The following is a 15,226-nucleotide window of genomic DNA, read 5'->3' as shown; positions in this document are numbered from 1 at the left end:
AATTAAATTCATCATCATGTCATTATTACTCAGCAATTCCGATTCCCAAAGTATTACACTCGACAAACTCGAAAATACTGCGAATAAAACGTTTTCTCCAGGTCCAGGGCAGAATACTCCGGCTCAAATAGATATAGGAGCCGATGCATGTTCGTTGACAGTTAAACTCACGAACAATATGAATGAAAACCTCACTTGGAAAAAAGATTATTCCATTAGAATAACTTTGCCTGACTTTTTGCCTCAACCGGGAAACACACAAATTACCATTACCCCAGAGGAAAATTCTGGATGGGAGGATACTTCGGATAGCAATGATTACCAAATTTCACCTAAAGCAGATGGGCTGGTCTGGAATGCTGGTGATTCTCTATCCTTTACCATTAACAAGGTGAAATCTTCAAAAACTCAATCTGCAGTTGGGAAGGAAGCTCAAATTAGTTTTCATACAGAATTCGCTTACCTAATCCCTACTTTGTCTCCAAGTTTGAACCTGATCAAACCTTCAACACCCGGAAATAAAAAACTATCGGATCATCTCACTGTAGAGCTTCAGCAAAACGAAATTTTTGTTACAGACCTTAATAATCCCTTACCTTCTGCCAATACTCTTTACTTAAATATTACCAACAAAAAGCAGGAACCCGTAAGTACCGTAGATAACTCCGATGCTACTGTTAGTGTTTATTTTGTTTATGGTTGTAGTCCCGGAGCTCTTACTCCTGGTACAGCAAATCAATGTGCCAAGCCAGGTGGAACTAATAATCCCTATACAGCCAGCCAAATTGCAGGATCCATTTCTCAAAATTTAAGCTCTCCTTATGTTTGGTCAGGACCAGCAGCATCCTCACCAGGAAAAGGGAATTCTAACGGAGGAACCAGTGACAACCCTCAATGGGTATTCCAACCTCTTAAACCATCAGGACCAGGACCTTATAACGGAACTGTATTGGGTACAGGAGCCAATAGTACCGTTACTTTTAAATTTGACAATATTGAAGTATTCTACCCAGGAACTACCATTATGTATGTTTACTTTGATGGGTTCAAAAAAGCATCCGGCGAACCTTATGACTCGGAATTCTTCGTATTGACGATCAATAAAAAAAGGATTACACCAACTATTCATAACTTTTCTGTAACCACAGCCAATACCAACCACCCCAATGTTATTTCTTATCAAGATGGTGCCTTGGATGCTAATGCTACTTTTGAATGGGAAGTATCCTGGCCACCAGGGTTTCATAAAGATGATGTAAGCTATAGTATTCTTATCAAATCGACGTCTTTTCCTAACACTTCAAAGACCATTTCTAATACGCTTTTACAGACTGCAACGATAACTAAAGTAACAGAGACTCAGTATAAGTATTCTATCCCAATAAATCTAACTCATAAATGTAGTTGGGACCTTACCAATGAAACAGAGTTAACCTTCGATTTTAGTGCATCCATCACAGATTCTAACCAGATGATCGCAGCAGAAATCAAAAAAGACGAAACACCATGAAAGCAACAGCAAAATGGAAACCTCCAGTAAAGATCCTTGTAGACAACATACCTGATGGAGCCATTATGATGTGGACAAAAGAGGCCATGCCAAACAATAACTGGCAAATTTGTGATGGGAAAAATGGCACCAATGTAGACCTAAGCAATCAATTTGTAATGAGTGCAGGGAAAATAGCCACTTCAAATGGTAAGGGTGATGGTACAATTGGCCCTTATTCTTTCGGAAAACAAGGAGGAACCAATGAAATAACGCTATTACCAGAAAACATGCCTAATAACTGGCCTAAGATTCACGACCCAGGGCACATTCATTCTGCCGAAGCAGGTATGTTACCAGGTAAGGTTGCTGCAACTTCTGACCAATCCTTCATGGGATATCTGACTACAGGCTATGGATCAACAGGTCCTGCAACACCCCCACTGAACTTGGATAACATGTTGTCCAATGTTGGAATTCAAGAGAAAGGATCGGGAGTTCAGTACGACAATCGACCACTATATTATGCCTTGTATTTCATTCAAAAGATTGTGACGTCCACAACAGCAACTGAGATAACAGAAACAAGTGCAGACCTTCTTCATGCCCCTATGGGTGCGATTATGATGTGGAGTGGAGCAGCTCATAAAATACCACACGGTTGGAGTCTCTGTGATAATAGCCAAGGAACGTTGGATTTAAGGAATCGTTTCATTGTGGGAGCTCCAAATCGACCAAGCTCAACAAAACCCATAAAACCTCTCCAAACAGGTGGTCAAAATTCTCTAGAATTAAAAATTAAACACATGCCATCGGGTTGGCCCAGCATTATAGACGAAACTCATAATCATTTCGCTCATATCCATTTAAAATATAGTCCTGTAATAGGGGTTACGAGTCCTGCTCCAGATTATTTTCTTCAATCAGGAGATGTAAATCCTATGGATCCAACAAATATTCCCATTCAAATAAACACGAATAAAACAAACGTTTCAATTCCTGATAAGGGACAAGGGGTTGCCGTAAACAATATGCCTGTATATTTCCCTTTGTATTATATTCAAAAAATAGACACCTATGGACAAAAATGATACTAATTTAAGAGACACATCAAGCACATATTCCGGTGCTATTATGATATGGAGCGGTAATGCAGCAGACATACCACATGGCTGGGTCCTTTGTGATGGAACAACCCCTGGGACCGTAGATCTGCGAAGTCGATTTATTGTGGCCGCCTCAAATACGGCCAGTACAATATCTGATAAGAGTGTAGGTCCTTTTAATTTGAATTCTCAAGGAGGCAATAATTCTTTACCATTGCAAATTACAAACATGCCAAATGGTTGGCCTAGTGTTTATGATCCAGGGCATACACATGCTTCCTGTTTGAATATCCGTCAAGGAGGTGTTCAGGGGAACCCTCCAAATAATAATACTCAAGCATATCTTCAAACTGGTGGAAAAACTGTTGATGAGCAACTAGGGCCTTTCATCTCATCAACCGTAAGTTCAAATATTTCCATTGCAGAAAAAGGACAAGGTGTCGCTATTAACAATATGCCCGCCTATTATGCACTTTGTTTTATCCAAAAAATTTAATCGATTATTATGAAATCAACAGCAACAGAAACAACGACAGTAGAAGTGAATAACGTCCCAAAAGGAGCCATTATGATGTGGAACGGTCCCCTGGCAAACATACCTAAAGGGTGGCATATCTGCGATGGTCATCACGGAACTCCAGATCTAAGGAATCAATTTATCGTTGCTGCTTGTGCAGACAAAACAACTGTAAATGGACAAACTTTAGGCCCTTATCCTTATAAACAGCAAGGTGGAGCCGATAGCATCACACTTGGAATAGCGAATATGCCAAGCGGTTGGCCTAGTATCCAAGATAATGGTCATATACATACTGCTACAACTACTGGGCCCGTATTAAAAAGTCAGTATGTTGTTGGTACTGGTAGTAAGGGTACAACAGGATATGCCTCAAACGAGGGGGGTACGGCAGCTACGTTTAGTACAACCGTTGCATCTCATAAGACAGGTGTCTCCATTCCAAACCCCGGACAAGGCGTGGCTTTTGACAACCGCCCCGCGTATTATGCACTCTACTTTATTCAGAAAATTTAAAAACAAAACAACATATGAAATCAGCAACAGAAACAACAACAGTCTATGTAGATAGCGTTCCTGTAGGTACTATACTCGTGTGGACAAAATCAACTCCACCGCCCAAAGGTTGGCAAATCTGTGATGGTAAACATGGAACGCCTGACTTAAGGAAACATTTTATTGTGGGGAGTTCAGGTCCAAATGGTCCAATAACCCCTTCTAATCCTTACCCTTATACCCAAAAGGGAGGCTCCACTAAAATCAACTTAAGCGTGGAGAATATGCCTAAAGGGTTTCCAAAAATAACTCATGATGAGCATGGACATAATAATACCAGTATACCGTCTACCCATGGTGTTGTAGGTAAAGTTAACAACAACTCTAGCACTCAAGGATTATTATATCCTTATCCTCCGTCATCGGACCCATCGAAACCATCGGGACTACCAATATACAATACAACTACTTCCGGTAGCAGTAAAACAGGAGTTACACTTTCTCAAGGTGAAGGGCAAAGCTTAAAACATGTCCAACCCAATTATCCATTATATTTCATTCAGAAAATATAATCAACTTAAGTTTAATTATAATCAATTATTACCATGTGTTCAAAATATAAATCGGGAGTTACGCCAGGAACCATTATTGCTTGGCAAGCCAATGAACAGAATTCATCAACAGAACCCAATACTAATTGGGACAAATGTGACGGTTCTAACTCAGATGCTCCTAATTTGACAGGCAAATTTATCATTGGGGCGTCAGAGTCAACTCCTTATCCTCTCGGAAAAAGTGGAGGGTCTACGAAATTTAAAATCAGGAAAGCAAATATTCCGCTTGGATTTCCTTCAGTGAATCGCCAATTGCATCAGCATCCATTTACTCCTCAAAAATTTTCGACTACAACTGTTCAAGGATGTGTTCCTAACGGTGCTGACATTTATCAATGGGAGACTGGAAATTTTTGCGAAATGGAAGCAGTGGTTTCACGCTGCAGTTCTAATCTTTATATCAAAAAAACAGGAAGTGGGAAAAAAGTCAAGAATGTTATACAACCCTTTCATGCAGTTCATTTTTTTAAGAAATCAAACTCAGCAGAACAATCTAAAACTAAACAATCACCACTTCCCCTAATAACAGCAACAGCAAAAGCAAGCGCCACCATATATATAGATAACATTCCTTCAGGAACAGTCGCCATGTGGGATCAACCCAATGCTCCTGAAGGCTGGGCGATCTGCAACGGCCATAACGGAACATATGATTTAAGTCAACAGTTTATCATAGGATGTTCAGGGCCATATGAAAGTAAATCAAGTACCAACAATCCATACCCTTTCAATTTGCCAGGAGGTTCAACGCAAATCAATTTAGGTCAAGAAAACATGCCTTTAAACTGGCCTTCAATCATTGACCATGGTCATACTCATACTATTAAATTTAAGAATTACCCTAGAGATGTGGTAGGTGGAGAACCAACAGGACCTAATGGGTTTGTAACAAATAATCCGCAAAAAAAGACTGTCAATAGTCAAAAAACCAGTCTAAATTATTCAAACATTCAAGTCGAGCAAGGTGAAGGTAAACATATAGACCATGTGCAACCTTTTTATGCGCTCTATTTTATTCAAAAACTATAAACTTAACATATGAAATCAGAGGCAACCTCAACACAAACACTTCAGATAAATAATATCCCTAAAGGGGGTATTATCATGTGGAGTCAGCCCATAACGCATAATAGCGAACTAGATGGTTGGGCTATTTGCGATGGTCAGAACGGCACGCCAGATCTTCGAGATAAATTTGTAAGAGGAGTCGGAGAAAACACTCCTGTTGGTACCAAAGATGGGCAAGATAGCATTCAACTAACAAAAGATCATTTACCAGCTCATTGCCATGCCATTACTGACCCAGGACATTGTCATTCATTATCCATACATTTAGAAAATCCAAAAAAAACTCCTAAAGGTAAAGGAAATAAAGACGATTTAGACAGTACCATTCACTCTCTGAATCCACATACAATGGGAAAAATATCCGACTCTACAACGGGCATTACCATAAAATCTGAGGGTAACTCAAGTATCCCTCCTATTGATAATCGTCCGGAGTTTTATTCCTTGTATTATATTATGAAACTTTAAACCTCAACATTATGAAAAACACAGCACAAGTTGGTTGTTGCTTTTGAAAAGAAAGTTACTATACAATAAGTAATTCTTAATATGATTATTTCGTTGGAAGTTCGCTTTAAAACAGGGTTAACTCACTTCGTTCGTTGGACCTAAGTGGGGTGCTTATTTTGTTCATTTAAATATAAAAGTCTAAAATTGTTATCTTGCTCAAAGCAAACTAAATGTCAGCAATTTTATGGAAATCTATAGCGGACCTTATCTAAAGGTAAATTATGAATCTGATAACAACAGATTTATAAATTCTTGGAAATCTAGTCCAAATACAACCAATGAATTTAAACAAGAATTATTACACTACTTATCAGCTTTAGAAAAAGTAAACCCTACACAAATTATTTGGTTGCAGCAAAATTTCACTTTTCACATAGATGACCCAACCAAATTGTGGGTAGAGGAAAATATTTTAAAACCTAGGTTTAAAGCTGGATTTATAAAACAAGATAAAGACGGGTATCACCCAATTGCTTTTGTTGTTGGTAAAGATGTCCTTTCCCATATGGAAGTTATGGGTGTTTTTGACGAACCATCTCCCAGTGTTTTTAACCCAAAGCATTTTGCAACAGAGCAAGAAGCCAACGATTGGTTGAACAAAGAATTTCCATATGAATCAGATAGTAATATTAGAAACACAGAAATTACTTTTAAAGGATTGGATGATGATGGAAATGCTATTATTGAATTTAAAGAATCTCCTTATGAAATAAGCAACACTTTAAAAGTCATAAAAAGCATTATAGACGAGAACAACTTTATAAAGGAAAATATTGAGAATTTTTCTTCTTTAACTAAAAGAGAAAAAGAAACACTTCAATTTATCATTAAAGGCAAAAACAATGAACAAATAGCCAAAGAAATGCATATTTCCTTACATACTGTTCGTACTCACAGAAATAAAGTTTGGAAAAAATTACAGATTACTCATCTTCTTGATTGTTTAAAATATAAAAGCTTTTTCAGCTAAAAATCAGCAAAATACGCTTAGTAGCGTATTGATTAACAAACTAAAATTCATTCTATTTGTATTAATCTAAACTTAAAACAATAAATGAAAGCAATTAACGATCATATATGCAAGAAGCTAATCTATTGTGTTTTATTGCTGAACTTTTCTGTTCTTGTTGCTCAAAACATGCAGTCCGCTGATTTCAAAAAGGGAGCACAATTGGTTATCGAAAACCCTAACGACCTATCAGAAAAAATCTTTGAAGATGCTGTTAAAAACAATAATAAACAGGAGTTATTGACCCAATTGCTTCAATTAAAAAAGAGTTTTGACTCACTTAGAAAAGTAGGTTTGTCTTTTTCAAAAAATACAGAAAAAGAGATTGCAAAAAGAATAAAAGATTTTGAAAAGCATCCTGAAAAATTATCGTTAAAAATGATTGATGAGGATATTATATATTATGAAAAAAAATATCAGAAATATAAAAGCTTAGCAGATCAAGCATATCATTACTCTACACTTACCAGTTTTGGGCAGGCATATGTAAACAAAAAGTATGCAGAATATAAAGATTATTTAAAAGAACAAAACTATTATGCAAATCAAGTTAACAAGAAAAATAAAGAGTATAACATACAATTAAAAAAAGTAAATTTAATTGCAAAACAAGAAGATAAAGACATAGAAAAGTATAGACTTGCTCGAAATTCAATTGTTAAAGAATATGACAATAATCTTGTTCAAATAAACAATAAGTATAAAATCATAGCAATTAATTTATATGAACTCTATAAAAAACAGTTCAAAATTTATCAAAACCATAAAAAGAGCAAATCTACACATCTGTCAGAATCAACAGAAATTACAATTGTAAATAGTGAAAAAGAAGCTGAAGAAACTCCTACAGTTACTCGTTTAGATAATGCAAGAAGACTGCGTGAGCAAGTAAAGAAGAAGTTAAACGAACAGTATAATAGCTATAACAATAGAAGAAAAACCTCAGAAACATACACACTAAATTCTCCCAAGGAATATGGGTTGATGATAATACGTAAGCTTGCTGAACAAGGCGATGCCGATGCAAAAAAAATACTTTCAAGCAATCGAATTCAAGAAGACGGGTTTACCATTTTTTCTTATAAAGGTCAGCCTCTATTTATTTGTTACAAGATGGAAATTCCTGAAAGAAATGAAATTGTTTTTAGAAGAATTACAAATGATGATTTTGGTTTGCTCATAGCAACTGAAGACATTCCTAGCAATAAAAAAGGAAAATCTGGTTTGCTATATTTCGATAAAAAATTAAATAGCTCTAAAAAAAATGGTATTGGAACAGACTATGGGAAAAAAGATTTTCCTAAATCAACTTATGTAAAAACCGAAATTAAATACCTAGATAAATCGTATAAAGAAACCTCTAGAGAAAATGCAGATTATTATGAAATTCGCGATACTTTTTTGGAACCTTCAAAATATGAGAAATCTGGGTCAGATGAATTATCTATCTATATTGAAAGTTCAACAACACAGTATATAAGAATAGAAAGAAGAGACATAAATCATAAACTAATCATCTATAGAATTTTTGAAGAGGATGCTATCGATGATGATCACACCTATTTTTATAATGACAAAAATTAGGTTTCTTTTCCTGTTTCTTTTAGGGTTTCAATCGTTTGCTCAGACAATTGAAATCCCCCAATTCCCTACTCCCGAAAAACAATTCTATAACCTTTTAGAAGAAGATAGAATAGAACATTTTCAAAATTTAAATGGAAGTATAAAACAAGTAAGCCGAAATACCACTGTTTTTGATACTGATGCTGTTGTAAAATCATTGGAAACAAAAACAGCTATGTTTAACGAAGAAGGAAAAATAGCTTCCTATTTCTTTAACTATAATGGAAATAGAGGAAAAACCATTTATGAAACTACACCAAAACAAGAAGTAGACTCAATTGATGGTTATAAAAGAATCACTATTTCAGCTCCAGAAGAAGGTATAAATGAGTATTGGTATAAAAACAATACCTTATTAAAGCATATTTATTCTGATGATTTGCTTTACAAACAAGAAACTGTTTTTGGTTACAATTCAAAAAACAGGCTAACCCAAAAAAGAACATTCACATACTTATATATTGTAGATGACACTGGAGAACCCTATTTAGGTTCTAAAAACGAAACTGAGGTTGAGTTAGCCTTTTATGATGAAGATCGCCTGCTAAGTAAAGAAAAATATGTTGTTGATGACGAGGATGATATTATCGACATCAATAAAATACAATATGAATATGATAAAGAAGGCCTTTGTTCTCGCTACAATTATAATTATTCACGCTATGTAACAACAAATATTGATTGGGAGAAACCCTTAGAAAAACAAACATATCAAGAAGATGACTTCATAAAAAACGAATCCAAAAAAATCATTGGGCTGTATAAGAATGACAACAAAAAAAGACTCAAAGCATTTTATATAGCAGACACAAAGCATAACGATTTTACTGAAAAGTATGAAATAACTTATACCTCAAATCAAATGACCATTGATGCTATTTTTAGAGAATTTAAAAAGCGTTATCATAGTCCATTGGAACGGCTACAAAAAAGAACAAGATATCAGTATTATTATGATGAGTATCAAAACCCTATCAAGGTACAATCATTTGCATGGAGCAATGGTAAAAAATTGTTAGAAAAAGAAACCACTTTGGAAATTAATTACAGTAAATAATGAGTGTTAGTTACAGTACATACTTTAAAGGTAGAAAGCATCCTACAATTAAAAGAAAAGTACTCTGTGTAGATTTTGATAATTTTATAGAGGAACGATTTATAAAAGATAATTGGATCGTGCTTTATTACTGGGGAAACAATAAGGAGTTTTGTGAAATTACCCGTATTACTTCCTGCTTAATTCCTTCTAATTTACAAAAAGAGTTCTTAAAAGATCACTATCAAAATCGTGATGATGAAATTACCAACACATCAATTGATATACTTATTGAAAAAGAAGTAAAGGATGAATGTGGAGAAACCTTTGATTCTTTTGAGCTTTCAAAACAATTAATTAAAGACCTAGAAATAACAGAAACTGAAAAAACAAATGTTAATACTACTTATTATAGTAAAAATAGTATTGGTGAGTTAGAGCCTATTATCAAGATAGAACCAAGGTTAAAATTGGTATCTATGAAATTGAATCATGAAGTAATTGAGTACCTAACAAAAAACAATTTGGGACTCGCTATTCAGTTTCTTAGCCAACGAAATATCAGAGAATCTATTTATCCATCAATCACACCTTTTGAAAAAACAGTAAAAACACAGTATTCCATATCTAAAACACGCGTTGATGTAGAATATGATTCTGACACAATAGAACCTTTATATTATACAAGTGATATTTGCGGGAAGCTATGGATTGATAAACATAGTATTTTAGAACTTAAATTTAAAAATCGTCTTCCTTATGACTAAAAAAAAAGATTCAAGTCAACCTCAAATTATTAGAAATGGCACACATTCCTATAAAGACTTCTTTCCTGAGGTTGATAAATTATCAATTGAAGAATTTCTACTGGAAGATGTGAAAAAGAAAATTGAAAATCAATTTATGAACAAAGATGGTTGGTTAACTATTTTTTCTTCAAAAGGAATATATCCGCTTACAGATAATATCATCGCCCAATTTATTCCTGAAAACAATGTAGAAGATTTTTTAAAATCTCCAAAATGGACTGCAAAGTGGGGTATCAATACCACTCCTGTTTTTAATAATATTGATCACTCATCTGATTCTGAAGAAAAATCTGATGAAAACATGTATTTAGGAGAACTTACTCAACTTATAAATTTAAGTAGGCGTAGTCGTCCAGATGAAGTTTGGAAATTGAGGGTAGATAAAGACCTCATTGATGGTTTAAAATTAGAAGATCAAGCGAACTTTACAGGTCGCCCTAAAAGAGATTTTTGTATTAGAAATAAAGAGGGAAACTTAACAGATGTACTGAATATAAAACGTTGGCCTATTCCAACTGCTATGATGGATTCATCTGTTTTATCGCATTACATTTCAGAAAAGAAATTAAAGCTAGCTATTTGCTTCTATGTTCGCCGTACATCTTCCTGCCCTGATAATTGGGTTTATGAACCTATTGAAGACATACAAAAGACATCCCAATATATCTATAAACACAGTATTAAAAAACTTTTTCCTCGTCATAGACTTTCATACATTATAGACAGTGATATTTGCGGTAAGATGATAATAGAACCAAAAAAGTCAAGTAATTAAACTTCTTATTGTTGTACCTATGTTGTACCTCAAAAAACAACAAAGGCTCTCAATTTCTTGAAAGCCTTTGTTTGTCTAGTAGCGGGAGCAGGACTTTATAGCCCACTTTTTAAACACTAAATGCAATTGATAATCAACTCATTACAAAACAGTTTTGGTTAATAATTCATTTCACTTGCGGCGAATTTGCGGCGGTTTTTTTTCTCTTAGCATCTAATAAATCTGAAATATTCGGGATTCCAGAGTTTTTCCTTTGTATTTCAGACAAACAATCTGAGCTTTCATTTTTGTTTCTATATTTTGATGGAAGAATCCCTTTTGATTTTGGAGTAAACTTCCAGTCTAACTTCCTCAAGCCTAGAAATAGTTGTCTATTAATATAATAATCTATCTCTTCAGAATATTTTTCGACCTCTGTATAATAAAAGGCTGAAACCCAACCATCAAATACATTAGAAATTTTTTTCAATAAGGTTAAAACGTTATAATCAATTTTACCATTACAAATATCTCTTACTTTACTTTTAAATCTATTTACATTATCCCTTGACGGATAAAATGATCTGCCGTCAAATGTAATAGACAGAAAATTCACTGGGGATTTTTGTAGATCAACTATTTTGGTTTTATCACCCTCTTCCAATGGATGAATCTTCAACTTTAGTTCCTGCAAAATATCAACACAATCTTCATATGCTTTTTTACATTCTTCTTCACTGTCACTTAGAATTATAAAATCATCTGCATATCTAACTAAATTATAACCTTTGTCTTTTAAAAAGATGTCAAATGGTGATAGGTAAATATTTGAGAAAAGAGGTGATAAAGGGTTTCCTTGTGGAATTCCAGAATTCAAACCTTCAAAATACTTTTTTTGATCTTGTTTAATCTTATCAAGACCTCCTATCTCTTGACTTAAGGCTGAGTTAATTAATTCGTTCAAACTATCATCAGGGAGATTAGGAAATATTTGCTTGTTTAGGAGATCCTCTTTATTCACTTCTCCAAAAAAGTTTATCAAATCTGCTTCAAGCACAACATTATTCTTGTTGTCATAGTGTTCCTTTATTTTATGAACAGCATCTTTAATCCCTAATCTTTTCTGATAAGCAAAACTAAAACCATTGCTTTTCTCAATAGTTTCAGAAAATTGTTCTTCTAGCTCAATTGCAATAGCTTTTAAAACTAGTCTATCTCTTATTACAGGTACTTGAAGGGGCCGAAACTTACCATTACCTTTTGGTATTAAAACGGCTCTTGTTTTAGAAAATTTAAAAGAGTTGTCTCTTAACTCCTTAGAAATGGAAGCAATTTTATCTTCTCTATTATCTTCAAAATCTTGAATAGAGACATTGTCAATACCGTGTGAAGATTTATTTGTTTTGTTTAATTTTCTCCAAGCCTCATTCAGATTTTCTACAGACGAGATCTTGTATAATAGCTTATTTTTCATCAATTCTTGTGTTGCAAAGACCCTTGGAAGACAATTTGCCTGTATGACAGCTTTACAATTTAGACACAGAACAAGTTAAGGTGAAATACAGCCAAAAGACAGCAGTCGTTCTGACACATATTCTCAAAAGATGTTCTAGGGCAATCCTGACGATAGGTTTATGAGTGAACCTAAAGTCTAACGCAAACTTGACTCTTATGTCAAGTGCTTTCTCATTGGCGTTCTGGACAGCGGTTTTTTGGACTGTGCTTTGACGCCTAAATCTAAGGTATAGTATGTACTCATTTCATTCAAATTTAGGTTTTTTTCTGACATACGCAAGTTTTTTGCATTTTTTGCAGAAAGTGCATCTGACTCCCTGTGTTCTCTGCTCTTAAAAGAACTTGATACCACTGATTCCAATGGCTTTGTGCTGTCATACACAATGGCATCAAACGAGAAGCACACAGAACAAGTTAAGGTGAAATACAGCCAAAAGACAGCAGTCGTTCTGACACATATTCTCAAAAGATGTTCTAGGGCAATCCTGACGATAGGTTTATGAGTGAACCTAAAGTCTAAATCCAATTATTATTTCAATGAACTTTGTTCTCTGCTTTAACAGCAAAATCTATTCCAATTCTAAATCGCTGACATACTGTCAATTCCGTTTTTATAAAACTCTGACAACTGACAAAACTAGTTATTATTAATCTCCAGAATTAAGATATTATAAAGGAAAATCTTCTTTATGCATTGTAGCGGGGGCAATGCGAAAAACCTTATTCTTAAATTTTAAAAAGCATTGATAATCAAGTGTTTAAAAAATCTATTTTTGCCAATTTCGACATCCATTTGCGGCGAATTTGCGGCGGTAAAAAATAAAAACGCTGCAACTAATTGAAAATCAATTGATTACAGCGTAAAAGTAGCGGGAGCAGGATTAACTCACTTCGTTCGTTGGACCTAAGTGGGGTGCTTTACAACAAGTAATCCTTCGCATGATTTATTTTTTGGCGTATCAATTTTAAGAGCAAGCTCTCAAATTGAATGCACAAAAAAAGAGCAATCAGATGATTGCTCTTGTTGTAGCGGGAGCAGGACTCGAACCTGCGACCTTCGGGTTATGAGCCCGACGAGCTGCCTACTGCTCTATCCCGCGATTTGGACTGCAAATATAGAACAAATAAACCTCACCAACCAAATAAAATTTCGAATTTTATTCAGGTTTTTCTAGTTTACCCACTAACAACTTTCCTAAATTTCTCATCCTTAGAAACAAAAACAATTTATCTTTGCAGTATGACACACAAAGCAGGATTTGTAAACATCATTGGAAATCCTAATGTGGGGAAATCTACATTAATGAATGCGCTGGTTGGCGAGAAGCTTTCTATCATTACTTCCAAAGCACAAACAACAAGACACCGCATTTTAGGAATCGTAAACGGAGAAGATTATCAAATTGTTTTTTCCGATACTCCCGGTATTATCAAACCCGCCTATCAATTACAAGAATCTATGATGGATTTTGTAAAATCGGCGTTTGATGATGCAGATGTATTGGTATACATGGTTGAGGTGGGTGAAAAGGAATTGAAAAACGAAGACTTTTTCAATAAGATCATCAACAGCAAGATTCCTGTAATCCTTCTTTTAAACAAAATAGACAAGTCTACTCCGGAAGAAGTCAAAGAAAAGATCGATTACTGGAGAAGCAAAGTTCCTAACTCTTTTGTCTATGTTATCTCTGCTCTAGAAAAGTTTAATGTAGAATCTGTTTTTTACAAGATCATCGAACTGCTTCCAGAAGGTCCTCCTTTTTATCCAAAAGATCAATTAACAGACAAACCGGAGCGCTTCTTTGTAAATGAGTCTATTCGTGAGAAGATCTTAAAACATTACAAAAAAGAAGTTCCGTATTCTGTAGAAGTAGCTACTGAAAGTTTTATTGAAGAAGAAAACATTATCAAGATTCGCTCTGTGATCATGGTAGAACGTGATACGCAAAAAGGAATCATTATTGGCCATAAAGGATCTGCCATTAAACGTGTAGGTGCAGAAGCTAGAAAAGACTTGGAATATTTCTTTGGTAAAAAAGTCTACTTAGAATTGTTTGTAAAGGTAAACAAGAACTGGCGTTCCAGCGAAAAAGAATTGAAACGATACGGTTACAAAGACTAATCAGATCTGAAGCGTTGCTATCATAAAAGCATGCATCTTTTTCATCTCCTTTTTTCCGAAATCCTTTCCTAAGCTACCTAATACATACAGTAAGCCCCATATCAAAGGCAGTACAATAAGCATGACAATTGGGAAAACACTAGTCTTGTCTAAGGTAGAATTCACATATGCCCAAATACCACACCCTATAAAAGCAGAGGCTACAATAAAATGCAAGAACATAAAGAATGTCCATACCTGTGGTTTGGGACCAAATAAGCCTTTTAATTGAACCGACTTCTCTTCTTCTTCTACGATCTCTAAATGCAATTGAGGCGACCAAAAATGACTATCATCTTCCAAAACATCAATAAAAATATGAGCATCAACCACTTTGATCAAAAAAGGAGTTGCTTCTGTTTCTCTAGCATTCAAAAACGCTCGGAGCAGCTCTTCCTTATCCTTTTTTAAATCTAGTTTAAATCTAGGCCTTAGCAATATGTCATTTTCAGATATACTCAAAAGATGATTCTCTTTTTAACTTCTCTAAAAGTACATCAATTTCTATTGCAAATCAGTA

15 protein-coding genes and 1 tRNA gene are annotated in these 15,226 nt (G+C 34.7%); 13 read left to right on the top strand and 3 right to left on the bottom strand.

Annotated elements, in window-relative coordinates:
- The first annotated feature begins 16 nt into the window (after window positions 1-16).
- The 12 genes from ACFSRZ_RS14375 (at window position 17) to ACFSRZ_RS14320 (ending at window position 11,051) form a co-directional block, all read left to right on the top strand.
- On the top strand, window positions 17-1,510 hold the full coding sequence (locus ACFSRZ_RS14375; protein WP_379667264.1) for a hypothetical protein: 1,494 nt from the start codon (window positions 17-19) through the stop codon (window positions 1,508-1,510).
- Window positions 1,507-2,580, top strand: a complete 1,074-nt coding sequence (locus ACFSRZ_RS14370) for a hypothetical protein (protein ID WP_379667263.1) — start codon at window positions 1,507-1,509, stop codon at window positions 2,578-2,580. Before ACFSRZ_RS14375 ends, ACFSRZ_RS14370 begins: the two co-directional genes overlap by 4 nt.
- A gap of 43 nt (window positions 2,581-2,623) precedes the next feature.
- Window positions 2,624-3,091 (top strand): hypothetical protein, encoded by a 468-nt coding sequence (locus ACFSRZ_RS14365; protein WP_379667262.1) that lies wholly within the window; start codon window positions 2,624-2,626, stop codon window positions 3,089-3,091.
- 45 nt (window positions 3,092-3,136) lie between these two features.
- Window positions 3,137-3,628, top strand: a complete 492-nt coding sequence (locus tag ACFSRZ_RS14360; RefSeq protein WP_379667261.1) for a hypothetical protein — start codon at window positions 3,137-3,139, stop codon at window positions 3,626-3,628.
- Window positions 3,629-3,642: 14 nt separating this feature from the next.
- Window positions 3,643-4,179 carry a hypothetical protein gene (locus ACFSRZ_RS14355; RefSeq protein ID WP_379667260.1) on the top strand — a complete coding sequence of 179 codons (537 nt, stop codon included), beginning with the start codon at window positions 3,643-3,645 and terminating at the stop codon, window positions 4,177-4,179.
- Between the two features lie 33 nt (window positions 4,180-4,212).
- The gene (locus ACFSRZ_RS14350) at window positions 4,213-5,250 is read left to right on the top strand and encodes a hypothetical protein (protein ID WP_379667259.1); all 1,038 of its coding nucleotides are present in this window, start codon (window positions 4,213-4,215) and stop codon (window positions 5,248-5,250) included.
- A gap of 9 nt (window positions 5,251-5,259) precedes the next feature.
- A complete protein-coding gene (locus ACFSRZ_RS14345) occupies window positions 5,260-5,757 on the top strand; it encodes a hypothetical protein (RefSeq protein ID WP_379667258.1) in 498 nt (165 codons plus the stop codon).
- Window positions 5,758-5,983: 226 nt separating this feature from the next.
- The gene (locus ACFSRZ_RS14340) at window positions 5,984-6,769 is read left to right on the top strand and encodes a helix-turn-helix domain-containing protein (protein WP_379667257.1); all 786 of its coding nucleotides are present in this window, start codon (window positions 5,984-5,986) and stop codon (window positions 6,767-6,769) included.
- A 201-nt stretch (window positions 6,770-6,970) separates the two neighbouring features.
- Window positions 6,971-8,392: a hypothetical protein gene (locus ACFSRZ_RS14335; RefSeq protein WP_379667256.1), complete on the top strand. Its 1,422-nt coding sequence runs from the start codon at window positions 6,971-6,973 to the stop codon at window positions 8,390-8,392.
- On the top strand, window positions 8,379-9,488 hold the full coding sequence (locus ACFSRZ_RS14330) for a hypothetical protein (protein WP_379667255.1): 1,110 nt from the start codon (window positions 8,379-8,381) through the stop codon (window positions 9,486-9,488). The genes ACFSRZ_RS14335 and ACFSRZ_RS14330 overlap by 14 nt, the downstream gene beginning before the upstream one ends.
- Window positions 9,488-10,234, top strand: coding sequence for a hypothetical protein (locus ACFSRZ_RS14325; RefSeq protein WP_379667254.1), 747 nt, complete (start codon window positions 9,488-9,490; stop codon window positions 10,232-10,234). Before ACFSRZ_RS14330 ends, ACFSRZ_RS14325 begins: the two co-directional genes overlap by 1 nt.
- The gene (locus tag ACFSRZ_RS14320) at window positions 10,227-11,051 is read left to right on the top strand and encodes a hypothetical protein (RefSeq protein ID WP_379667253.1); all 825 of its coding nucleotides are present in this window, start codon (window positions 10,227-10,229) and stop codon (window positions 11,049-11,051) included. Before ACFSRZ_RS14325 ends, ACFSRZ_RS14320 begins: the two co-directional genes overlap by 8 nt.
- Window positions 11,052-11,217: 166 nt before the next feature.
- Here ACFSRZ_RS14320 and ACFSRZ_RS14315 read toward each other — a convergent pair whose 3' ends face one another.
- Together ACFSRZ_RS14315 and ACFSRZ_RS14310 are read right to left on the bottom strand one after the other, a co-directional pair.
- The gene (locus ACFSRZ_RS14315) at window positions 11,218-12,504 is read right to left on the bottom strand and encodes a reverse transcriptase domain-containing protein (RefSeq protein WP_379667252.1); all 1,287 of its coding nucleotides are present in this window, start codon (window positions 12,502-12,504) and stop codon (window positions 11,218-11,220) included.
- Between the two features lie 1,068 nt (window positions 12,505-13,572).
- Window positions 13,573-13,645 (bottom strand) — tRNA-Met (locus ACFSRZ_RS14310).
- Window positions 13,646-13,785: 140 nt separating this feature from the next.
- Between ACFSRZ_RS14310 and era the strand changes: the two genes are divergently transcribed.
- Window positions 13,786-14,667, top strand: a complete 882-nt coding sequence (gene era, locus ACFSRZ_RS14305) for a GTPase Era (RefSeq protein WP_379667251.1) — start codon at window positions 13,786-13,788, stop codon at window positions 14,665-14,667.
- On the opposite strand, the gene ACFSRZ_RS14300 is transcribed toward era, so the two are convergent.
- Complete coding sequence (locus tag ACFSRZ_RS14300; RefSeq protein ID WP_379667250.1) at window positions 14,668-15,168, bottom strand: GTP-binding protein; 501 nt, start codon at window positions 15,166-15,168, stop codon at window positions 14,668-14,670.
- Between the last annotated feature and the right edge of the window lie 58 nt (window positions 15,169-15,226).

The organism is Pseudotenacibaculum haliotis (genome assembly GCF_042684245.1).
Taxonomy (GTDB): Bacteria; Bacteroidota; Bacteroidia; order Flavobacteriales; family Flavobacteriaceae; genus Polaribacter; species Polaribacter haliotis_A.
This window is presented reverse-complemented; position numbering and strand designations above follow the sequence as displayed.